At 68.3% G+C, this 22,227-nt stretch carries 21 protein-coding genes and 2 tRNA genes; 14 read left to right on the top strand and 9 right to left on the bottom strand.

From position 1 onward, the window contains the following. Positions 1–134 precede the first annotated feature (134 nt). Positions 135–1,058 carry a ferredoxin family protein gene (locus SREC43747_RS0104565; protein WP_236623029.1) on the top strand — a complete coding sequence of 308 codons (924 nt, stop codon included), beginning with the start codon at positions 135–137 and terminating at the stop codon, positions 1,056–1,058. A 268-nt stretch (positions 1,059–1,326) separates the two neighbouring features. Here the strand turns inward: SREC43747_RS0104565 and SREC43747_RS0104555 are convergent. After that, positions 1,327–1,403 (bottom strand) — tRNA-Pro (locus SREC43747_RS0104555). 103 nt (positions 1,404–1,506) lie between these two features. On the opposite strand from SREC43747_RS0104555, the gene SREC43747_RS0104550 reads away from it, so the two are divergent. Beyond that, positions 1,507–1,577 (top strand) — tRNA-Gly (locus SREC43747_RS0104550). Between the two features lie 311 nt (positions 1,578–1,888). Then, positions 1,889–2,524: a 2'-5' RNA ligase family protein gene (locus tag SREC43747_RS0104545; RefSeq protein ID WP_236623028.1), complete on the top strand. Its 636-nt coding sequence runs from the start codon at positions 1,889–1,891 to the stop codon at positions 2,522–2,524. A 46-nt stretch (positions 2,525–2,570) separates the two neighbouring features. Here SREC43747_RS0104545 and SREC43747_RS0104540 read toward each other — a convergent pair whose 3' ends face one another. Next, entirely contained in the window at positions 2,571–2,783 is a 213-nt protein-coding gene (locus SREC43747_RS0104540; protein WP_029719963.1) for a hypothetical protein, read from the bottom strand. Positions 2,784–3,003: 220 nt separating this feature from the next. On the opposite strand from SREC43747_RS0104540, the gene SREC43747_RS0104535 reads away from it, so the two are divergent. After that, a complete protein-coding gene (locus SREC43747_RS0104535; protein ID WP_029719962.1) occupies positions 3,004–3,759 on the top strand; it encodes an intermediate filament family protein in 756 nt (251 codons plus the stop codon). Here the strand turns inward: SREC43747_RS0104535 and SREC43747_RS0104530 are convergent. Beyond that, positions 3,756–4,574, bottom strand: coding sequence for an Fpg/Nei family DNA glycosylase (locus SREC43747_RS0104530; protein ID WP_029719961.1), 819 nt, complete (start codon positions 4,572–4,574; stop codon positions 3,756–3,758). The two genes, SREC43747_RS0104535 and SREC43747_RS0104530, sit on opposite strands and share 4 nt — an antisense overlap. Positions 4,575–4,673: 99 nt before the next feature. Then, entirely contained in the window at positions 4,674–5,144 is a 471-nt protein-coding gene (locus SREC43747_RS0104525) for a ribose-5-phosphate isomerase (protein ID WP_029719960.1), read from the bottom strand. 104 nt (positions 5,145–5,248) lie between these two features. On the opposite strand from SREC43747_RS0104525, the gene SREC43747_RS0104520 reads away from it, so the two are divergent. The 9 genes from SREC43747_RS0104520 (at position 5,249) to SREC43747_RS0104480 (ending at position 15,286) form a co-directional block, all read left to right on the top strand. Further along, on the top strand, positions 5,249–6,055 hold the full coding sequence (locus tag SREC43747_RS0104520; protein WP_236623027.1) for an MBL fold metallo-hydrolase: 807 nt from the start codon (positions 5,249–5,251) through the stop codon (positions 6,053–6,055). Between the two features lie 441 nt (positions 6,056–6,496). Further along, a complete protein-coding gene (locus SREC43747_RS0104515) occupies positions 6,497–6,784 on the top strand; it encodes a type VII secretion target (RefSeq protein ID WP_029719958.1) in 288 nt (95 codons plus the stop codon). A 16-nt stretch (positions 6,785–6,800) separates the two neighbouring features. Continuing rightward, positions 6,801–10,907: a DUF8616 domain-containing protein gene (locus SREC43747_RS0104510; protein ID WP_029719957.1), complete on the top strand. Its 4,107-nt coding sequence runs from the start codon at positions 6,801–6,803 to the stop codon at positions 10,905–10,907. After that, positions 10,904–11,383: a hypothetical protein gene (locus SREC43747_RS20180; RefSeq protein WP_051387690.1), complete on the top strand. Its 480-nt coding sequence runs from the start codon at positions 10,904–10,906 to the stop codon at positions 11,381–11,383. The genes SREC43747_RS0104510 and SREC43747_RS20180 overlap by 4 nt, the downstream gene beginning before the upstream one ends. 66 nt (positions 11,384–11,449) lie before the next feature. Continuing rightward, complete coding sequence (locus tag SREC43747_RS0104500) at positions 11,450–11,881, top strand: hypothetical protein (protein WP_029719955.1); 432 nt, start codon at positions 11,450–11,452, stop codon at positions 11,879–11,881. Between the two features lie 265 nt (positions 11,882–12,146). Then, positions 12,147–12,773, top strand: a complete 627-nt coding sequence (locus tag SREC43747_RS0104495) for an SMI1/KNR4 family protein (protein WP_029719954.1) — start codon at positions 12,147–12,149, stop codon at positions 12,771–12,773. 154 nt (positions 12,774–12,927) lie between these two features. Next, positions 12,928–13,830 carry an immunity 49 family protein gene (locus SREC43747_RS0104490; RefSeq protein WP_081722423.1) on the top strand — a complete coding sequence of 301 codons (903 nt, stop codon included), beginning with the start codon at positions 12,928–12,930 and terminating at the stop codon, positions 13,828–13,830. Beyond that, entirely contained in the window at positions 13,827–14,174 is a 348-nt protein-coding gene (locus SREC43747_RS0104485; protein WP_029719952.1) for a toxin-antitoxin system YwqK family antitoxin, read from the top strand. Before SREC43747_RS0104490 ends, SREC43747_RS0104485 begins: the two co-directional genes overlap by 4 nt. A 248-nt stretch (positions 14,175–14,422) precedes the next feature. Further along, the gene (locus SREC43747_RS0104480) at positions 14,423–15,286 is read left to right on the top strand and encodes an immunity 49 family protein (protein WP_081722422.1); all 864 of its coding nucleotides are present in this window, start codon (positions 14,423–14,425) and stop codon (positions 15,284–15,286) included. Positions 15,287–15,292: 6 nt separating this feature from the next. Here the strand turns inward: SREC43747_RS0104480 and SREC43747_RS0104475 are convergent, their stop codons facing one another. From SREC43747_RS0104475 to SREC43747_RS0104465, 3 genes are all read right to left on the bottom strand, one after another. Next, positions 15,293–15,946 (bottom strand): endonuclease V, encoded by a 654-nt coding sequence (locus SREC43747_RS0104475; RefSeq protein WP_236623026.1) that lies wholly within the window; start codon positions 15,944–15,946, stop codon positions 15,293–15,295. 65 nt (positions 15,947–16,011) lie between these two features. Beyond that, a complete protein-coding gene (locus tag SREC43747_RS0104470) occupies positions 16,012–17,430 on the bottom strand; it encodes an aldehyde dehydrogenase family protein (RefSeq protein ID WP_029719949.1) in 1,419 nt (472 codons plus the stop codon). A gap of 99 nt (positions 17,431–17,529) precedes the next feature. After that, positions 17,530–18,144, bottom strand: a complete 615-nt coding sequence (locus SREC43747_RS0104465; RefSeq protein WP_029719948.1) for a mycothiol-dependent nitroreductase Rv2466c family protein — start codon at positions 18,142–18,144, stop codon at positions 17,530–17,532. Between the two features lie 252 nt (positions 18,145–18,396). Between SREC43747_RS0104465 and pepN the strand changes: the two genes are divergently transcribed. After that, entirely contained in the window at positions 18,397–20,979 is a 2,583-nt protein-coding gene (gene pepN, locus SREC43747_RS0104460) for an aminopeptidase N (protein ID WP_029719947.1), read from the top strand. Positions 20,980–21,208: 229 nt separating this feature from the next. Here the strand turns inward: pepN and SREC43747_RS0104455 are convergent, their stop codons facing one another. Both SREC43747_RS0104455 and ctaJ read right to left on the bottom strand, forming a co-directional pair. Next, entirely contained in the window at positions 21,209–21,694 is a 486-nt protein-coding gene (locus SREC43747_RS0104455; protein WP_029719946.1) for a DUF5130 family protein, read from the bottom strand. After that, complete coding sequence (gene ctaJ, locus SREC43747_RS0104450; protein ID WP_029719945.1) at positions 21,681–21,929, bottom strand: aa3-type cytochrome oxidase subunit CtaJ; 249 nt, start codon at positions 21,927–21,929, stop codon at positions 21,681–21,683. The genes SREC43747_RS0104455 and ctaJ overlap by 14 nt, the downstream gene beginning before the upstream one ends. Positions 21,930–22,227 lie beyond the last annotated feature (298 nt).

Genomic DNA, 22,227 nt, shown 5'->3' with positions numbered 1-22,227 from the left:
CGCGGCTCCTCCACGCCCACATGCCGGGCTGACCTCCGAGTCTATTGCTTCGATCCGGGTGCGGCGGGCCGGGGTTGCAGATACCTGGTCGGGACGTCCCGCAGCGCGGCCGGTCCATGTGCTTGAGTGGTGCTGTGCGTGACGCCGAAACCTGCGCCGGCCTGTCCGAAGCGCTGGCCGAACCACTGCCCGGCACCGCCGCGGTCGCCCGCGGTTGGTTGTGCCTGGAACAGCCCGGCCCGTGGGGCCGCAACGCCGTGGCGGAGAGCCGACTGGACCCGGAACTCGGCCAGGAGCTCACCGCCCGGGCCGAGGCGCACGGCCTCCGGGTCCAGCTGATCCGCCACCCCGCCCGGAAGACCCCGCAGCCGCGCCGCCGGGTGCTGCTGGCCAACACCCACCCGCGGCACTGCTGGCTGCGCGCCGCCGACGTCGAGGACCCGGCCGAGCTGCTCGACCTGGACTTCGCCGGGATCGCCGCCGGGGAGCACGGCGGTTTCGGCCACCCGGCCACCGAGCCGGTGCTGCTGGTGTGCACCAACGGGCGCCGGGACCAGTGCTGCGCGCTGCGCGGCCGGGCGCTGGCCGGTGCGCTCAGCGACCAGTACGGCGAGCAGGTGTGGGAGACCAGTCACACCGGCGGGCACCGGTTCGCCCCGGCCGCCGTGCTGCTGCCCACGGGCTACACCTACGGCAGGCTCGGGGTGCCCGAAGCGCAGGCGGTGCTGTCCGCGGCGCTCGCCGGGAAGGTGGCGCTGGAGCACTGCCGGGGCCGTTCCACCTGGTCGCAGCCGGCCCAGGCGGCCGAGCTCGCCCTCCGGGAACAGCTGAGCGAACACCTGGTCGACGCGGTGGTCGTGGAGGACGACGAGGACGGCGCGGTCCGGGTGGGCCACCAGGACGGGCGGCGGTGGCTGGTGGAGGTGCGGCAGGACGAGCTCGATCCGCCCCGCCCCAACAGCTGCGGGAAGGAACCAGCGCGCCCCGTCGCCCGCACCGTCACCGGCATCAGCCTCCTGCGGACGGACCGGAGGGAGAACCCGTCCCAGCGGGGGTGACCGAGGTCACAATCCCCTCCATCTGGGTCGCGTTCTGCTGCTCCGGGCCGGGCACCAGCAAGGACACCGCCACCAGGAACGCGACAGCGGTGCCCAGCACCGCGCACACCACCACGGCGGGCAGGCGTACGCGGCGCGGACTGCGACTCCCCTCGTGCACGCTCGAGGAATCGCAAGCCCGCGCCGACTCGTTACCGCCAGAACCGGACAAAGCAGTACAGATAACAGAACGGCGGAGCGGCTGCCCACGACAGCTGCTCCGCCGGAATGGTCGGGGTGGCGGGATTTGAACCCACGGCCCCTCGCACCCAAAGCGAGTGCGCTACCAAACTGCGCCACACCCCGTTCGCTCGCAGCGTTCCCCTGGGGGGCTGCTTGCAAAGAGCTTATCGCGACCCGTTAAGCTAGGGGACACAAGGTCGGGAACCGCTCCCGGTTCCCGATCAACGCGGGTGTAGCTCAATGGTAGAGCCCCAGCCTTCCAAGCTGGTTACGCGGGTTCGATTCCCGTCACCCGCTCTGCGCCACCCGTGCCCTCCGGTCATCAGCCGGAGGGCACGGGGTTTTCTGCACCTGGCCTCCCCGTGCGAGCAGCCCAGCGGGCCGTGACCCGAGCGCGGAAGCCGCACCATGCGAGCTCCACCACATCGAGCACCCCGCGCGCACCGGAGCCGAACTCCGCACGTCCACTTCGGACCCGGGTGGTCGCGGCCACAGCCGCGCCACGGCTGGCCTCCGCGCAGCGTCCAGAATTCGCCGCGAGAACAGCGGAAAACCGGTTCGGCAGGTGCGGGCTGTCAACTTCCGAGCCGGCAGGGCACCATGTGTGCGTGACCGACATTCCACACGCCGCCCAGGTCCGCAACCACACGCGCTGGCGTCCCGGATGGAACACCGGGCGCACCAGCTACGCGTGGCTGCTGTCGCTCACCGACCAGCCAGGCCTGCGCACCCTGGTGAACCAGTACCAGTACGCGCTGCGCGACCTGCCCGGATTCGACTTGGTCCCGTTGGAATGGCTGCACATCCTGCTGCAGGAAGTCGGCTTCACCGACCAGGTGGGCGACGACCAGCTGCACCGGCTGGTGGCAGCCGTGCGGGAGCACCTGGCCGCAACCCCGGCCCCGACGCTGGCGTTCCACCACGCGGTGGTGCTGCCCGAATCCCTCGCGCTGCCGGCCGAGCCGCAGTCCACAGTGCTGGAACTGCGGCAGCTGATCAGGCGGACCTGCCAGGACGTCCTGGGCGAAGACGCCGTCCCGCCGGAACCGGAGGAGACCGAGCGCTACCTGAACATCGCGCACTCCACCGACGAAGGGCCGGCGATCTTCGCCGTCACCGCGCTCAGCGCCACGCCGGTCAGCCCGACCACCGCCAAGGCGACCGGGCTGTCCCTGGTCCGGCTCAACCGCGACCACTCCAATTCGGAGTGGGAAGTCGTCGAAGAACTGCCCTTCGGGGGCTGACGCACCCGCCCCGGTGGAGAAGCCGCCCGCAGCGCGGCGGACGCGGCTAGTCCTTCTCCAGCCCCTCGATCACCGCCCGGGCCAGATCGGTACCGGCCATGTCGACCTTCAGCCAGCCCTCCGGGGCGTCCGGGCCGATGTTCATCTGCATGTGCTTCTCCAGCAGGTTGGCCACCAGCGGGGACGCCTCGGGCGGAACGGTCGCACCGTTGCGCAGCGCGTTGATCGCTCGCTTCTTGTCTTCCTGTGGAGTTCCCATGCTTCCTTCTCAAGAGTCGTCCGCACGTCCAGGACCACCAGCAGAGTAGCGAGCGGCGGGAGGTCCTGGACCGTCCCGCACCGATCATCCCGCGACCAACGGACGGGCGGCATCGTGATCCACCGCTCACCCCCGCGAGCAGGTACCGTCGGAACAAGCCAGTTGGACGGCTCGAACTGCCTCGCGCAGTGCAGGAGCCGGAGAACACGGGAGGCAGCAAGTGACCGCCGTCATCGTCATCGTGGTCGCTTTGGCAGTGATCGTCGCCGCCATCTGGTGGTCACGGCAGCGTGCCATAGCGCGGCAGCAGCAAGAACTCGAGGACGCCAAGGCCGAGGCCCGGCGCTGGGTGGAGCGCCTGGGCGGGCAGGTGTTGAACCTGATCGGCACCAACGAGGCGGCGAAGCAGGCCTTGGCCGACGCCTCCGAACGGCACAACGCCGCCGCATCGCAGCTGGAGCAGGCCAAGACCGCCACCCAGTGCCGGCTCACCACCGAGACCGCCCTGGAAGGCCTCTACTACGTGCGGGCCGCCCGCACCGCCATGGACATGGACCCGGGTCCGGAACTGCCGGACCTGAACGGGCAGCGCAGCGCGGGCCGGGTCACCGAGTTCCGCGAGGTCGAGGTGGAGGGCGAGCGCCAGGCGGCTTCGCCGACGCCGACCGCGCAGACCCCGCACTACTACCCGGGCGGCCAGGTCGCCGGCCGGCCGGTCCCGGAGGGCTGGTACAGCCAGCCCTGGTGGAAGCCCGCCCTGGTGGCCGGGGCCTGGGGTGTCGGCTCGTTCATGCTCACCAGCGCGCTGTTCGCCGGCATGGCGGGAGTCCCGGCCGCCGCCTACGCCGAGGGCTTCGAGGACGGCATGGGCGCCGACGGCGGCGATTTCGGCGACCAGGGCATGGACGCCGGCGACGCGGGCGACAACGACTTCGGGGACTTCGACTTCGGCGGCTTCGACGGCTTCGGCTTCTAACCCGCCGGCTCGGGCTGGCAGGTCGGGCACCAGTAGAGCTTGCGGCCGGCCAGCTCGGCGGTGGCGACCGGAGTCCCGCAGAGCAGACAGGGCAGACCGGCCCGGCGGTACACGTAGACCTCACCGCCGTGCCGGTCTTTTCGCGGCGGGCGGCCGGTCGCTTCCGGGGTGTGCTCGGGCCGGACGGTGTCGATCCGGCCCGCTTTGACCCCTTCGGCCATGAGCACGACCAGGTCGGACCAGATCAACTCCCAGCGTTCCCGGCCCAACTCGCGGCCGGGGGTGAACGGCCAGATGCCGTGCCGGAACAGCACTTCGGCCCGGTAGACGTTGCCCACCCCGGACAGGACCTTCTGGTCCATCAGCAGCGCGGCGATGGTGGTCCGCGAGCGCTGGACCCGGTGCCACGCGCTTTCCGGATCGGAGTCGTTCCGCAGTGGATCGGGGCCGAGCCGCTCGCGCAAGGCCGCGACTTCGGCGTCGGTGAGCAGCTCGCACGCGTTCGGGCCGCGCAGATCGGTCCAGTGGGTGGGCCCGATGATCCGCATCCGCACCTGGCCCTGGGGTTCGGTCACCGGCAGTTCGGCTTCCCGGAAGGTCCCGTAGAGACCGAGGTGGACGTGGACGGTGCGGTCGGGACCGTAGACGTGGAACAGGTGCTTGCCGTGCGCCTCAGCGCTTTCCAGCACTGAACCGTCCAGGATCGCTGCCTCGGCGGCGAACCGGCCTTGCGGGCTGAGAACGCGCACCGGGTGGCCGGCGAACCGCTCCTGGTGCAGGTTGGCCAGCCGGTGCAGGGTGTGACCTTCGGGCATCTTCCGTTGTGCTTTCCAAGCCGTGGCGGGCCCACGGCGCCAGTGGCCGGCTGCCGGAGCAGCCGGCCGGCTGCGAAGTGCGGACTGCGCTGCTGGGCGTCAGTTGCCCGGCAGGGCCGGCGGGTTGCCGGTCTTCTCGTAGTCCGCCAGCAGGTCGATCCGGCGCTGGTGCCGGCCACCTTCGAACTCGGTGGTCAAGAACGCCTCGACGATCTGCTCGGCTTCCTCGACGGTGTGCATCCGCGCACCGATGCCGGCGAGCAGGGCGTTGTTGTGCTGGCGAGCGAGCTTGGCGGTCTCGGTGTTCCAGCACAGGGCCGCCCGAGCACCGGGCACCTTGTTCGCGGCGATCTGCTCGCCGTTGCCGGAGCCGCCGAGGACCAGACCGAGGCTGCCTTCGTCAGCGACGACGCGGCGCGCGGTCTCGATGCAGAACGGCGGGTAGTCGTCCTGGGCGTCGTAAACCGCCGGGCCGATGTCGGTGACTTCGTAGCCACGCTCGGTCAGCCACTTGACGAGGTGGTTCTTCAGTTCGAAGCCTGCGTGGTCAGAGCCGATGTAGACGCGCACGCGGGCAGTGTGCCAAATGACCTCGAGGTGGTGCGCACCCCGGTGCGGTTTCTCCCCTCCTGGCGGTGACCGCCCGGTCGCTCACCGCGTGTTCAATGGGACTCGTGCGAACGCAGGAGGACCGGGTGAGTTGGGAGGAGATCGCACCGGGGGTGCTCATCCGCCGCTACGGCGAGCTGGGTCTCACCGTGGGATTGGTCACCGGGGAGGATTCCGCCCTGGTCGTCGACACCCGCGGGGACCACGTGCAGGGCGGCGAGCTGGCCAGCGCGGTGCGGGAGGTGACCGCGCTGCCGTGGCAGGTGGTCCTCACCCACGGGCACTTCGACCACTGCTTCGGCACCTCCGCTTTCCTGCCCGCACCGGTGTGGGCGCACCGGGACTGCCCGGCCTTCCTGGCACGCACCGCCGAGCGGCAGCGGCGCGAGTGGGTCCACCACTACCGGCAGCGCGGGGACGACGCGACCGCCGACGCGCTGGCGGCCTCCACCCCGACCACTCCTTCCCGCCTGGTGGCGGACTCGGCGCTGCTCGACCTGGGCGGCCGGACGGTGCACCTGCGGCACCTCGGCCGCGGGCACACCGATCACGACCTGGTGGTCGTCGTGCCGGATGCGTCGGTGGTGTTCGCCGGTGACCTGGTCGAGCAGAGCGGGCCGCCGGACTTCGAGGACGCCTGCCCCGCGGAGTGGCCGGCCGCGCTGGGGGCGTTGCTCGAGCTGGACGCGCAGATCGTCGTCCCCGGGCACGGGGATCCCGTGGACCCCGAGTTCGTCCGCGCGCAGCGGGCTCAGCTGGCCGAGTTGGCGGAATTGCGCGACGCGGTCCGCAGCGGCCGGATCTCCCGCGAGCGGGCCCTGGACCGCTCCCCCTTCCCCGTTGAGACCACTCGGACTGCACTGGACCGCTGAACCACTGCTCCGTTCAGAGCAATCGGGACAGCTGTTGGCATGCATTTTCCGAATGGGGGAACCAGACGTCCCCCGACGGAGTCATGCTTGATCAGGTGCGTCGGCAGCGGGCCGCGTGGCCCAGCACTCGTCGGGGCGGGGGAGCATGGTCGGGAACCTGAGCGCTGCAGCGCAGCGGACTCATCGACACCGGGGCGTCACCGGGGATTCCTGCGCGCGCGACCGGAAACCGCGAGGGGGACCGGTCCTTCCCGCGGTGCTCGAAAACCCGCCCGTTGACCGGTCTTCTCACCGTTCCTGCTGTTCTTCCTGGACCGGAGTCGCCCACCCTCCTGGACGCACCGAGCTGCCACCGTCGCCGCACAGCTTTTCCATTCCCACCGGTCGGCCGACGAAGCCCGTCGGTTGGTTCACCGCGCTGGCCGCCGAGAGGAGCATGTGATGCCCGACCAGGTCAACGTCGTGGTAGAGGACATTCGCCAGCAAGCCTCCACAGTGGATGGTGTGGTGAGCCAGCTCGACAACGCCGTCGCTGCTTCCCAACAGGTTTCGCTCGACAACGACGCCTACGGAATTCTTTGCCGCCCGTTCGCTTGGATGCTGGACCCCGTTGAGAAGCACGGGATCGACACGCTGAAGAAAGCCGTCGAAGCGATGCGGGAGACGGCCGAGAACCTCCGGGCCACCGCGGCCGACTACCAGTCCACTGATGACAGCAACAGCAAATGATCGGCGGGATCGAGATATGAGCAACGACCTCGTCGTCACCAAGGAGTCCCTGCCCAAGGACCCCAACGAGACCCCCGACTCGATCAAGGGCATCGGCATCGCCGAATCGGTCCACGACGTGGCCAGCCTCAACGACGGTTCGAGCTGGGTGGAGGCCGGTCTGGCCTACGGCGGGCTGGCGATGGAGGCCGTCAGCGTCGCGGTCGACCCGATCGGCACCCTGCTGTCCTACGGGCTGTCGTGGCTGATCGAGCACGTCGAACCGCTGCAGGAGGCCCTGGATTGGTTCGCCGGTGACCCCGACGGGGTCAAGGCATATGGCGCCACCTGGGAGAACGTGTCGAAGGCCGTGCAGCAGGCGGCCACCGAGTACAACGAGGCGGTCAAGGCCGACACCGCGCAGTGGGTGGGCCCGGCCGGGGACGCCTACCGCCGCTACGCCGCCGAGAAGGGCGAGGCGCTCAACGGGGCCGCCGAGCTGGCGGGCACGATCAGCTCGGTCGTGACGATCATGGGCGAGGTCGTCTCGTTCGTGCGCGATTTCGTCCGCGACCTGGTCGCCGACTGCGTGTCCCGATTGATCACCTACGCGCTGGAGGCGGTGTGCACGCTGGGACTGGGCACCCCGGTGATCGCCGCGCAGGCGACCTCGTTCATCTCCAAGACGGTGGCCCGGATTTCCGAGGTCGTCCAGAAGCTGCTGAAGACCATCAACAACGTCTCGCCGAAGCTGGGCAAGATGGTGGAGGTCTTCGGCGACATCATCCAGGCGCTCGGCAAGGCCGGCAAGAAGGTGATGGACGCCCCGGGCAAGCTCGCCGACAACTTCGCCGAGGCCGCCTGGAAGAAGGTCGACGACACCTTCGGCACCAATGTGGTGGGCCGGCACAAGGCCAAGTTCGGCGACGGCGGCGGTGGTCCGGACGGCGGCTCCGACACCACCGATTCCCCGGACAGCAGCTCGAAACGGCCGGACCGGGAAGGGCGCAGCGACAACACCGCGGACACCGACTCGCCCAGCACCGACCGGCGCGACTCGACCTCCCGGACCAGCGACGCGGACTCCCCGAGCACGTCTCGGACCACCTCGTCCCGGGATTCCGCTGATCCCGCAGACCCGAGGAGCGCTTCCCCGGGACGGCCGCCCTCGGATTCCGGTCCGTCGAGCAGGCCGGACTCGCCGTCCGGTGAGCCGACGAGCAGCTCCGGCGGCCCGGGAACCTCGAGCCGGCCCTCGTCCCACGTGGACACGAGTTCCAGTTCCTCGGGCGGGCACTCGAGCGACTCCAGCCCTTCGAGCAGGGCGCCGGCCAGCTCGGAAGCAGGTTCCTCTCCTTCCGGCGGGCGCACGACCACGATGTCGGGGGATTTGTCCAGCCCGCCGCCGACCGGTCAGCAGAGCAGCGCTTCCCCGGACACCGGTTCACCCTCGGGTGGTGGCCCGTCCTCGGCGAGTGCGCCGAGCTCCGGAGGCGGTCCTTCCGCTGGTGCGGGGCCGAGCCGGGTGGAGACGTCTGACCCGGCGACCACGTCGTCTTCCGCAGCCCAGCCCCCGCAGGCACCGGAAGCACCGCAGGCGCCGCAAACGCCCACGCCGAGCGCGCCGCGCGCCGACCAGCCGGCGGGCACCGCCACGCCGATGGCCTCTCCAACCGCCACCCCGACCAGTGCGGGCGGGCCGACGCCGGGTGGTGGCGCTCCCAACCGCCCGGGGGCGGGCGGTGGCTGGACCGGCACGCCGGGCAGCCCGGGAGCTGCCGGGCGCCCGTCGTCCACCCCGGAGGTTCCGCGACCGCGAGAGGCGGATGGTTCCCGGCCGGACACCGGCCGACCGCACAGTCCGGAGCGGCCGCAAGGTTCTCGACCGGACACCAGCCGTCCGAACGCTCCGGAACGACCGCAAGGTTCTCGACCGGAAGCCGGTCGTCCGCAGAGCCCGGAACGACCGCGCGGTTCCCAGCCGGACGCCAACCGGCCGCACGCCCCGGAGCGACCGCACGGGTCTCAACCGGACGCCAGCCGGCCGCACAGCCCCGAACGGCCGCAGGGGTCCCGGCCGGACGCGCCGGAACGACCGCGCGGTTCCCACCTGGATGCCAATCGACCGCACACCCCGGAGCGGCCGCACGGGTCTCGGCCGGACGCTTCGCCGCAGCGCAGTTCGAGCACCGGGCCGCAGAGCGCGTCCCAGCCGCACAGCCCGACCACGCCTGGGGCGCGTCCCGATGCGGGCACGAACGCCCCGACGGTGCCTCCGCAGCGGCAGCCCGGTGGGCCGGACTCTCGAGACCCCGGGATGCCGGGGCAGCAGCCACCGGCTTCTCGAGGCGACGCCCCAGCGCCGGGGTCGACCCGACCGGACGCTGCCCGGCCGGGGGCTTCCGGGGACAAGCCGGCCTCCGGGCAGCGCCCCGGACCGGAGCCGCGGGACGCCGGGCCGGGTCGGCGACCGGACGCGGCGGACCAGAAGGCACCGGACCAGCGCAGTGGAACGGATCCCAAGGCGGACGCCCCGCGGGACTCCGCCAAGGGCGACGCGCCGCGGGATGCGGATGCGCCGGACAAGCCGAAGGGCGACGGCCGTCCCCACGATGCGGACGCCGACCAGCCGCGCCCGGGCACCCCGGAGTACGAGCAGAAGATCGACCACGCGGTCGACCACTTGCGGAACAACCGCACGGACGCCGGGGCTTCCGGGCACACCGATCCGAACCTGCAGGACTTGGCGCGGCGGGTACCCGATGACGGCAAGCACTTCACGGTTGACGCGCACATGCGGCCGGACGGGCGGATCGAGCTGGGCGGCCGCTCGTACAGCCCGGACGAGTTCGCCGACGTGCTGCGCCGACTGCCGGAGTGCGACGGCAAGCCGATCCGGTTGATCAGCTGCAACTCCGGGGACTTCGCGGCCGATCTGGCCCGCAAGCTCGACGTGCCGGTGACCGCGCCGCGGGGCTTGGCCTGGACCGACGGCAACGGCCGGGTGTTCTCCAGCAGCCAAGGTCCGGACGGCAAGCCCGGCTGGCCGCCGGACGGTGGCTGGGACACCCACCACCCCAACGGCACCAAATCGCCGGCCAGCGACGACGGCTTCCACCCGTCCCGCCACGGCGAAGACCCCGGCGAACGGCCGGACGACGTTGAAATGCGGGGAGAACCCTTCGATGCCCCACCCGAGCGGCGTGTAGTGGAGATCATCGTCCATAAGGAAGATTTTCCGGACGACGATTTTCCGGATCCGGATGTCTACGGGAGTACCGCTGGCAACCGTCATCAAGCGTTCCCGGACCCAGTCACCGATTGGACTCGCCCCGATGATGCAACATTCGAACGCCCGGAGGGGCATGAGGAGGGCAAGAGCCCTATCAAGATCCCTGACCCATCGAACCCCGAGCCGTTCACTGCGCTTGACTCCAAGACGTCGCTGAGCTCGTTGTCGAATGCTGGGTTGCTCCAACCCAACACTCGCTACGACATCGAAGGGCGCGGCAGTTTCTTCACCGATGAGAGCGGGAAACTGAAGTGGGCCGAAGTCGACACCACGGCCCCGGGATACGTCCGACCGAACATCGAACTTCAGGAGCCCGCTCCTAACGCGCAGTACCGAGTCGACGACAACTGGACCTTCAACACGAACGAGCACGGCCAGACAGAGCGAATGTCGGGGAGCCCTCACTTCAAGGGCAGCCCGAACGCTCTACCGAGCGACCGGTATTACCGCGACCCGAGCTCGCAGACCAAAGCGGCCGACGAGGGGCGCGAGGTCTACCCCAATCGACACTGGGCTGGCGGGCACATGGCTGCTCATGAAATGGGTGGCCCTGGCGAGTACATCAACATGTTCCCGCAGATGGCTGCCTCCAACAGCGGCCACAACAGAGAAGGCATGACTGTTGAGGCTTCTTGGCGCTCCCTCGAGCGGTACCTGGCAGAACACGCCAAGACTCCAGGCTGCAGCGTTGACCGAGTCGAAGTGGTCGCTGAACGCGACCGTGACGGCATACCCACCGAAGTGCTCTACCGTTGGATTGAGACAAAGGACGGCGTCTCTAAGGTCGTGGAGGCCTGGTTCCCCAATCGACCTGACTTCAACTACGGCGAGTGGAAGAGCTACAAGAAATGACAGAGGACCACCGAGCTCAGGAGATCGAAGACCTCAAGAAGGCAGTGGCCGACGCGCTCGTCGCGAAGCTACCGCCGGAATGGGCGGAGCTCCAGCTGACCTTTCGCGGCAGCAGCACGATCTGCCAGCTGTCGCTCAGCGGATCCACCACGACCGGTGAACAGCTTTTGCTCTCACCACCTCGAGAGGTCTCGGCCCTCCTTCGGCAACTCCGCGCGGCCATGTACGAACCCGGTGTCGGAACCTGGTTCTCCGTGCAGATCACGCTGCGGCGCGGCAGCAACACCGACTTCCGGTTCAACTTCACAGAAGACCCGAAGTGGTCACCGCCGGTCGCACCCACGGTGTTCGCGCTGGACCAAGAAGCTTTCCCGCGCGAAGCCGACCACATTCCAGGTTGGTTGGCCGAACGGTTGGAGGAGGCTGCTGCTTTCGAACAGAACTACCAGGCCTCCGACGAGACTGAGGCACGTTGAACCCGGCAGCGCAGCACGCATAGACTGCGCTTCGTCGACACACCGAGCGACCCAGGAGCAACACTGATGACGCACCCCGGTGGACTAGGGCCGGAAGGACAGAAAGAGCTGCTGGACGAGCTGGCCTCTGTGCTGCTCGCATCCGCACCGGGCAACTGGGAGCTCATCGTACTCGAGTACAAGTGCATCGGTCGCCACGTCGAAATCCGTGTTGGCGTGAAGGATTCGAATGGCCAGCCGATCAGCTGGGAGCCGCCTGCGGAAGTGGACAAGATCTTCTGGCGACTTCGGGTCGGCATGTACCGCGAGGGGCACGGGACCTGGTTCTCCTCGTTCTTCAGGATGCGCCAGCCCGGCACCTACGAGGTCTTCTACAACTGGGACAACGAGCCACGATGGACTGCGGACGCTGAGAGCTTCGCGAAGGAGCAGGAACTGTTCCCGCGCAGCGACGAACGGACACCCGAGTGGTTCCGCCAACGCCTCGCGGGGTCCTGAGAGTCTTCGAATCCCTACAAGCGACCATCCTTGCAGAACGTCTCTGATGCTGATCACGAACGCGAGGTTGGGTTCGAGAAGAAGGCCACCGATGTTTAGCTGAAGCTTCTCTTCAGCGTTCTGCGGCAGCTTTCGCCCTCGATCCAGCGCGGGATGTCTGCTGCCCGCTGAATCCCGACGGCGATTCGCGCAAACCCGCAATAGCCGGCGGCCAGGGTGGCTACCCTTGTGCTGCGCAGAACAACACTCGGCATTGAAAGGCCACATGCTCGGCACGAAGACTCGTGAACTGCTGGACAGAGCGCGTGGTCCGCTCGGCCCAAGAGCGTCCGTTGACTTCAGCAGCGAGCACGGGCCGCCCGTGGAGTTGGCCGAGCTGTTGTCCGAGATGAACGGATTCTTCGCCTTCAACGCCGGCCTCCAGGTCTTCCACTCCGGTGGCGAAGGCGTCGGCCCGGAACTGTCCTACTGGAACTCCGGAGAGGCGTGGAAGGACGCGTTCGAAGGATTGGCCGATGACTTCTTCTGCTTCGGCCAGGACATCCTCGGCATGCAGTTCGCGATCAAGAACGGTTCCGAGATCGTCCGCTTCGATCCCGAGAACGCGCGCAGCTACCCGATCAGCAACTCACTCGAAGACTGGGCAGCCTGGCTGCTGAGCAGGCCGAACATCAACGCGACAGCCACCCTCGCCAAAGTTTGGCAGGACCGGAACGAAGCGCTGGACCCCAACGAGCGGCTCATCCCGCTGAAGTCCTTCGAGCTCGGAGGTGAAGTCAGCCTCGACAACCTCGAGGCCAAGGACGCGGTCGAAGCCATGCGCATCCGCGGACCCATCGCAGTCCAGCTCCACGACCTCACACCCGGCACCGAGATCAACCTCACCCCCTGACGTGGCCGACTACCCGATCGAGTTCCCTGACCCGCTTGAGAGCTTCAAAGGTTCCACGTGGGCAACGGGCCCAGAACGCTCCCGCTGCAGCCGCACACGGCACCGGCATGCTCTTCGCGGCAATGAACTGGTCGACCTAACGGAGAGATGAGCGATGACAGTCGTTGAGCGCCACCCCATCGACACCGCAGTCGCCAGGGAGAGAGTGTCCGGGCTCGCGGAAAGCTTCGAAAGCATCCTCCCCGACGTGGAAGACGACGCCTCGTGGCTGAGGACCCTGCTCAACATCGCGCTCATGCACCTTGGCAACCAGTGCGCCATCGATCCCCCGGCCGACAAACTGGAGACGTGGGTCGCCTTCACCCACGTCACCCAGGTCTCGTCAGCGATCTTCGCTGCCGCCACCGCGGAAACCGAGCGGGTCGAATGCTTGATCGATCAGCAGAGAGTGTCAATTCCCACCACGGGAGTCAATACCTACAGCAATGCCGCTCGTTGGCAGACCGCTCTCTGGTTCGCCACGATCTGTCGCGACCACGACCGCATCCGGGCACTGTGCAACGTCGACGAGACCACGCTCCGCACCGAATCAGACAACTTCGACGACTACATCTACACATGGATAGCCGCCCTGCAGGCGTACTTCCGCGGAGAACACGAGAACGTTCCTCGCCTGCTCGAGGAAACCACTCGCCTGCTGGCCCCGGAAAACACAACGCGGACCCATCCCGACCTGCTCAACCAGATCGCGCGGCCACAACTGCTGCTGTTCCTGCAACTGGTCAGCAATGACGAAGCCGGGTTCAACGAGATGCTGCGCGAAACCCTGGAAGCACACCGGGACTTCTGGACAGCCGACTCGAAAGCCCGCACGAACCCCGTCGGATACATCGCTGCAGCACCACTGGCCATGGTCACCATCGCCCACGACCTGGACCTCACCATCGACGTCGAATCCGACTACCTCCCCCACCACCTCATCCGCGGCAGCTGGATCAGGGGTTCACGTTCTGGTTCCCAACGATGGAAGAAAAAGCTCGTGAAGGATGGCGGGTGATCCGGGTCGACGAGGACGACCTCGACAGCGAGCCGTACGGGCCAGTGCTGCACCGGGAGAAGCCGTTCACGGGAGAGACCGAGGACCGGCTGCCCGACGGCACCCTCGTCTCGCGGACGACCTACGTCAACGGCTTGCCGGACGGACCGGAGAAGGAGTGGTACAACGACGGCAGCCTCCGCTCGGAAGGCCAGTTCCAGCGGGGTGTGCCCGTCGGCGTGCAGCGCACCTGGAACCCGGACGGCAACCTGGTCCGCGAGATCGAGTTCAGCGACGGCGGTCGTGTCCTCCACCGCCGCGGCTTCGACACAGCCGGGAACGTGCTGTGGGAAGACGCGGGCTGACCGCCTCCCCAGCGCAGACTCCTCCGGAACTGCGATCCCAGTGGCGCAAGTCAGGCCTGACGGCGCACTCCGGAGAACATCCCGGCTGGTGCCGCGCACGACCCGCGAATTCCTGAACAACGGATTTCCCGCTCCACAAGGCGCGCAAGCGGAAAAGAACAACAGCAGCACGCCACACACCGGATTGCTGCTACAACCGAATACCCGAGACCTCTCGGACAAGACGAAGCAAGAGGTGTGCAGACACGATGACGACAGCAGTGCCACGCCACGTCGACACACCGCAGAACATCGAGGAACGCATCGCGGCACTGTCGGAGAGCATCAATGACTTCTTCGAGTCCCTTGACCAGGCGACCACCATCACCGAGCTGATCGCCCGGTACTCGCTCCAGCGCACGCAGTGGCACCTGCTGATCGACCCCACAGCCGAGCAAGTCCCCACGTACTCAAGCCTGCTCATCTCAGCCCGCGCAGGCGCAGCATTCTTCAAAGCAGCCACCACCACCCAAGACCGCTTCGACTACCTGCTGCGCACCCCCATCACCCTCGACGCCACCGGCCCCACCCACAGCCACACCCCCGCGATGTGGCTGGACGCACTCGCCACAGCCATCATCTGCCGCACCCAAGGACTCGTCGCAGACATCTGCGAATACCCCACGAACCTGCTGCAAGGCAACTTCGACGACTACATCTTCGCCTGGGTCGACGCACTGAAAGCCTTCTTCACAGGAGACGACGACCTCTACCCGAAGATCAACCGCAGCATCGAACTCACCGACCCCGAACAGCTCCCAGGACTACCGGGAGAAATCGCCCTGCACCGGTACTACCCATCGATGAAACTGCTGTTCAACCTCGCAGCAGGAAACGCCCAAGCCTTCAACGAAGACCTGCACGAAGCACTCCAACTGCACCGCCGCTTCTGGACCGCCAACGAAGAACGCATCTCCCTACCGAGCGGCTTCTTCGCCCTCATGCCCACCGCCCTGGCCGCCGTCGCCCACGACCAAGGCATCCCCATCGAAGTCGAATCCGACTACCTACCCCGCAACTTCGTAACCAACTACTGGGTCCAACAATCCCGAGAAGACCTCCAACAGTCCTGAACTGCCCTAGCTCTGCATTCGCCCCAGGTGGTCCGCGGTCCGCGTGGTCTCCGGGAGGCGGTACCGCGGGGCCAGGCGGAGGACCAGGTCGCAGGCCGCGTCGAGGGTGAAGCGGTGGCCGATCGACACGAACACCGGCTTCACGCCCTGCTGCGTTCTCAACGCCCGCCCGACGACCTCGCCGTCCAGCTGCAGCGGTGACCAGTCGCCGCGTTCCTCGCCGGGTGGCTCGTAGCGGCCCATCGCGGTCTTGCCCACCCCGATGCTCGGCAGATCGGTCAGCACACCCAGATGGCAAGCGAGACCGAAGCGCCGCGGGTGCGCCAGGCCCTGGCCGTCGCACACCAGGACGTCGGGGCGCACCGACAGCTCATCCAGCGCGTCCAACAGCGGCGGCGCTTCGCGGAACGCGAACAAGCCCGGCACGTAGGGGAACTCGGCCTCACCGCGCACCACGGCACTGTCCACGACGGACAGCGTCGTCACGTCCAGGACGGTCACCACCGCGACGAGGTCGTCCCCGTCGCGGTAGGCCACGTCCAGGCCCGCCGCCGTGCGGATCTGCGGCGGTTCTTCGACGCGGACCAGCGAGCGCAGGTGCTCCTGGATCGCGACGGCTCCGGTCTCCGTCTTCGGCCACGGGTGCAGGTCGCGGGGCACGCGCAGATCGTAGTCGGGAACGCGGGGACCGACCGGAACGGCTTCCGCGCTCCCGATCTGTTCGCTCAGCGCTGGATCGACTTGATCTCCAGGAATTCTTCGAGGCCGTACCGGCCGAACTCGCGGCCGTTGCCGGACTGCTTGTAGCCGCCGAACGGCGCCTTCGGGTTGACCCGCCCGCCGTTGACGTCCACCTGCCCGGTGCGCATCCGCTTGGCCACCGCCAGCGCGCGCTCGTCGGAACCGAAGACCGCGCCGGCCAAACCGTAGTTGGTGGCGTTGGCGATCCGCACCGCCTCGTCCTCGTCGGAGTACGGCAGCACCGACAGGACCGGCCCGAAGATCTCCTCCTGGGCGATCGTCATCTCCGGTTCGACGTCGGCGAACAAGGTGGGCTGCACGAAGTACCCGCGCTCGATCCCCTCAGGACGCTCCGGTCCACCGACGACCAGCTTCGCGCCCTCCTCGATCCCCTTGTGGATGTAGCCGACGACGCGGTCCCGCTGCGCGGCCGACACCATGGGGCCGATGCGGGTGGTCTCGTCGGTGGGGTCCCCGACGTTGTACTTGGCCACCGCCGCAGCGGCCAGTTCCAGCGCCTGCTCGTAGTGGGACTCGGGCACCAGCATCCGGCTCAGCGCGTTGCAGCTCTGGCCGCCGTTGGAGAAGCACCCGGCGACCCCGAGCTTGACCGCTTTCACCAGGTCGGCGTCGTCCAGGATGATGTTCGCCGACTTGCCGCCGAGCTCCAGCGCCACGCGTTTGATCGTCTGCGAGGCCACTTCCGAGACGCGACGGCCGGCGCGGGTGGAGCCGGTGAACGACACCATGTCCACGTCCGGGTGCGCCGCCAGGGCCTCGCCGACCTCCGGGCCGGTGCCGTGCACGAGGTTGAACACGCCGTCCGGGACGCCCGCCTCGGCGAGGACGCTGGCGAAGAGCTGCGCGGTGAGCGGGGCGATCTCGCTGGGCTTCAACACCACGGTGCACCCCGCGGCCAGGGCGGGGACCACTTTGGCCACCACCTGGTGCAGCGGGTAGTTCCAGGGCGTGATGGCCGCCACCACCCCCACCGGTTCCCGCACCACGAGCGAGTTGCCGACCTCTTCGCTCCAGGGGAAACCGGATTCGAGCACCTCGACGATCCCCGCTGACGTGGCGGCCGGGACGCTGGCGTGCACCTGGGTGGCGAACTTGATCGGCGACCCCATTTCAGCGGTCACCGTTGCCGCGATCTCGTCGCGGCGCTGGGCGATCCCCTCGGAGATCCTGCGGGCCACCTCGATCCGCCGCTCCAGCGGTGTGGCGGCCCACTGCTCGAACGCGGATCGGGCGGCGGCCACCGCTGCGTCCACATCGGCAGGTGTGCCCGCAGGAACCGAGGCGATGACCTCTTCCGTCGCTGGGTTGAGCACGTCGATCCGCCGGCCCTCGCCCTCGACGAGGGTCCCGGCGATGACATGACCGGTAGCGGGTGCCGCCATGAAGTCCTCCTCGACTGCAACAGGCAACGTCACAACGAGCCTGTCACAATCCGGGGACTTCGGGTACCGGTCAGATCACCGGCCGTGCCGGCTCTCGGCTCAATCCAGCTGCGGGGACTCGGTGCGGGTGCGCTTGAGCTCGAAGAAGTACGGGTAGCTGGCCAGCGAGACCACCCCGTCGAACATCTTCGCGGCTTCCTCGCCCCGCGGCACCCGGGTGATCACCGGGCCGAAGAAGGCCACCCCGTCGACGTGGATGGTGGGGGTGCCCACCTCGTAGCCGACCGGGTCCATCCCCTCGTGGTGGCTGGCCCGCAGCTCCTCGTCGTACTCGGTGCTGTCGGCGGCCTCGGCCAGCGACTCCGGCAGTCCCACCTCGGCCAGCGACTCCCGGATGACCTGCCCGTAGTCCTTCATGCCCTTGTTGTGCAGGCGGGTGCCCATCGCGGTGTAGAGGGGCTCCAGGACCTCTTCGCCGTGGTGCTTGGCCGCGGCGATGGCCACTCGCACCGGCCCCCACGCCTTGCTCATCAACTCCAGGTAGTCCGCTGGCAGATCGCGGCCCTCGTTGAGCACCGCCAGGCTCATGACCCGGAAGTGCAGGTCGATGTCCCGAACCTTGCGGACCTCGAGGATCCAGCGCGACGTCGCCCACGCGAACGGGCAGATGGGGTCGAAGTAGAAGTCGACCCGGGGCCGGGTGGCGGCAGTCATCAAACCTCCCACAGTTCACTTCGTGCACCACGATCCCGCGCGACTCGCAAACCCGGTTTCGGGTTGCACGGGCGCGGCAATGCACCTGCTATTGATGTCAACTGTGCGTCGCCCGATTCTCTTCCCGCCGACACGCCGGAACCGGGAACCGCCGGCGCACCTCCAGTACCCGAACGTGATTGGATGCTGCGCGAAGGCAAAGCCCGCGAGCGGGCTGTGTTAAGGCAATCCCGACGAGTAACGAGGTGATCCGTGGCCCCGCCGAACCTCACCCGCAAAGAAGCCGAGCAGCGTGCCGCGTTGCTGGAAGTCCAGTCCTACGAGATCGAACTGGACCTTTCCGACGGCGCGGGTGGGCCGGAAGTGGAGACCTTCGGCTCCACCACCAAGGTGCGGTTCCGCAGCAACCAGGCCGGTGCGGACAGCTGGATCGACCTGGTCGCCGCCCGCGTCCACAGCGCCGTGCTCAACGGTGTGGAGCTCGACATTTCCGACTACGACGAGTCGCGCGGCATCAAGCTGCCGGAGCTCGCCGAAGAGAACGAACTCGTGATCCGCGCCGACTGCCGGTACATGAACACCGGCGAAGGGCTGCACCGCTTCATCGACCCGGTCGACAACGGCGTCTACCTCTACAGCCAGTTCGAGACCGCTGACGCCAAGCGGATGTTCGCCTGCTTCGACCAGCCGGATCTGAAGGCCACCTACCAGCTCACCGTCACCGCCCCGGACTCCTGGAAGGTGATCTCCAACGCGCCCGCCGCCGAGATCACCGATGCCGCGAACGGCACCAAGCGGCATGTCTTCGCCACCACCAAGCCCATGTCCACCTACCTGGTGGCGCTGGTGGCGGGCCCCTACGCCGAGTGGCGCGACGAGTTCCCCGGCGAGGACGGCCAGGACCCGATCCCGCTGGGGATCTACACCCGGGCTTCGCTCGCCGAGCACGTGGACGCGGAGCGCCTGTTCACCGAGACCAAGCAGGGCTTCGAGTTCTACCACGAGGCGTTCGGCGTCGCCTACCCGTTCGGCAAGTACGACCAGTGCTTCGTGCCGGAGTTCAACGCCGGCGCGATGGAGAACGCCGGGTGCGTGACGTTCCGCGAGGACTACATCTTCCGCTCCCGGGTCACCGGCTACATGTACGAGCGGCGCTGCGAAACCCTGCTGCACGAGATGGCGCACATGTGGTTCGGCGACCTGGTCACCATGCGCTGGTGGAACGACCTGTGGCTCAACGAGTCGTTCGCCACCTGGGCGAGCGTGCTGGCCCAGGCCGGCGCCACCGAGTACAAGAACGCCTGGACCACGTTCGCCAGCGTGGAGAAGTCCTGGGCGTACCGGCAGGACCAGCTGCCCTCCACGCACCCGGTGGCCGCGGACATCCCGGACCTGCAGGCCGTGGAGGTCAACTTCGACGGCATCACCTACGCCAAGGGCGCTTCGGTGCTCAAGCAGCTGGTCGCCTACGTCGGCCTGGAGAACTTCCTGTCCGGGCTGCGGGTCTACTTCAACCGGCACGCTTGGGGCAACGCCACCCTCAACGACCTGCTCAAGGCGCTGGAGGAGGCGTCGGGCCGCGACCTGTCCTGGTGGAGCGCGCAGTGGCTGGAGACCACCGGCATGAACCTGCTGCGGCCGGAGTTCGAAACCGACGCCGAGGGCAAGTTCACCTCGTTCGCTGTGCTGCAGGGCCCGGCCAAGCCGGGGGCCGGTGAGCTGCGCACCCACCGGTTGGCCATCGGTGTCTACGACGATGACGACAACGGCAAGCTCGTCCGCAAGCACCGGGTCGAGCTGGACGTCGACGGCGAGCGCACCGAGGTGCCCGACCTGGTGGGGGTGCCGCGCGGCAAGCTGGTGGTGGTCAACGACGACGACCTGACCTACTGCTCGCTGCGGTTCGACAACGAGTCGCTGAACACGCTGATCGACCGCATCTCCGACGTGCAGGAGGCGCTGCCGCGGGCCCTGTGCTGGTCCACCGCGTGGGAGATGACCCGGGACGCCGAGCTGAAGGCGCGCGACTTCGTCAGCCTCGTGGTGGGGCCGGAGCGCGACCGGGGCATCGGCGCGGAGAGCGAGATCGGTGTCGTGCAGCGGGTGCTGCTGCAGGCGCAGACCGCCCTGGCCTCCTACGCGGACCCGGAGTGGCAGGCCGAAGGGTGGCGGCGCTACACCGACCGGTTGCTGGAGCTGGCCAACTCCGCCGAGCCCGGCTCGGACCACCAGCTGGCGTTCGTCAACGCGCTGGCCGGTTCGGTGCTGTCGGAGGAGAAGCTGGCGGTCCTGCGGGGCTGGCTGGACGGGTCGGCTTCGCTGGACGGCTTGAAGGTGGACACCGATCTGCGCTGGCGGCTGCTGCAGGCGTTGGTGGCGCACGGCGCTGCCGGTGAGGCCGAGATCGACGCGGAGTTGGAGAAGGACCCGACCGCGGCCGGTCAGCGCAGCGCCGAGCGGGCTCGGGCGCTGATCCCCACCGCGGAGGCCAAGGAGCGCGCCTGGCAGCGGGCGGTCCACGACGACCAGTTGCCCAACGCCCTCAACGACGCGATCATCGCCGGCTTCGCGCACCCGGCGCAGCACGAGCTGCTGGTGCCCTACGTGGAGCGCTACTTCGCCGAGATCGACGACGTGTGGCGGCGCCGCACCAGTGAGCGGGCGCAGCCGACGGTGGTCGGTTTGTTCCCGTCGTGGGAGGTGTCGGAGTCGACCATCGCCGCCGCTGACGAGTGGTTGGCCGGTGAGCACGCTCCGGCGCTGCGGCGGTTGGTCTCGGAGGGGCAGGCCAGCGTGACGCGGGCGCTCAACGCGCGCAAGTTCGACCGCTCCTGACGGTTCGGTGCGGGTGCCGGGGTGGTGCTCCGGCACCCGCACCGGTGAGTCCGTCCGGGGGCGGCCAGCCCAGTCCCCGCTCAACGGCGCAGGCCGTGTCGTGGCACCGCCTGCGCCGGCGAACCCGGACCGGGCTGGCCAGGGACCGCCGGGGCGGCCCCGGCTCGCCGGAAGTGCTGGTGCTCGATGCGGGAAGCCCGGCCGGGCCGGCTGCTTCCCGGTGCACCGCTCAGGAGCCGCTGAACTGGGTGCCGGCGGCGTCGGCGAGCATCTGCAGTCCGCTGACCAACCCGTCGACCAGCTCGCCTTCCTTGAAGGAGGCGACCATGCTCATCGCGGCGAGCTGGCAGTTGCGGTCCGGAATGCGGCGGTGCGCCTCTTCTCCGGTGACGATCTCCAGCTGCCGCTGTCCCGGCGAAACCGCCACCAGCACGCCGATGGAGGCCCGTCCGCCGAGGGAAGCGTGGATCTCTTCCGCTGTCTTGCGGGTGTCCTCCCCCAAGTCGCCCAGGTAGATGGCGAACTCGAGCCCGGTGGTCCGGCTGGCGATCCCCAATGCTTCGTCCACTCGGGAGAGCTCGCTCGGGCTGAACGGCAGGCGAGGTCGGTTGCCCTCGACCCGACGGGCGATGGACAAGCGCCCCTGCTCCACCTCGCCCTCGCCGAGCATTTCGCGGTCTCCGGTGGACCGTTCGGCTATGTCACCAGTTGCCACGTGCGCCTCCGTGAGCGGTGTTGGACTGCGCTGCCGCAGCCTCCGATCCAGTTTCCCCCACCGTGCTCATCAGCCGTTCGGGGTCCGCGACCCAGAGCACGGGATCGTATTCCCAGTCCTCACTGGTCCGGGACCGGGGGGAGGTGAAGCTGGGCCAGAACACCAGCAGCGAGACGATCGCAACAACCGCCACTGGAATGCCCACCAGCATGAGAATGGTTTCCACGGCACTCACGCCAGTACGGTAGCCGATGTGAGCGGTGAGTACGCCCGCTCCCCGCGAGGTGCGGCAGGGGGTTGCTCCGCCGCCGGATCTTCCGTGTCCGCCCCAACACGCACCGCATCCAAGTCGAATTCACCCGAAAAGGTTTTCGGCAACGATTCTTCCGGGTTACCGTTCACAAAACACTACTGAACGTGACTAGTCAGGCGTAGCGCACATCACCTAAAGTAGCTCGAAAAGAGTACCTTCCCTCGATGAGCGGAGCCTGGCCAGAAAGTTGCGTCACCCAGCGAGTTCACCACTCGTTCCC

This window comes from Saccharopolyspora rectivirgula DSM 43747 (genome assembly GCF_000497205.1).
Classification (GTDB): domain Bacteria; phylum Actinomycetota; class Actinomycetes; order Mycobacteriales; family Pseudonocardiaceae; genus Saccharopolyspora; species Saccharopolyspora rectivirgula.
This window is presented reverse-complemented; position numbering and strand designations above follow the sequence as displayed.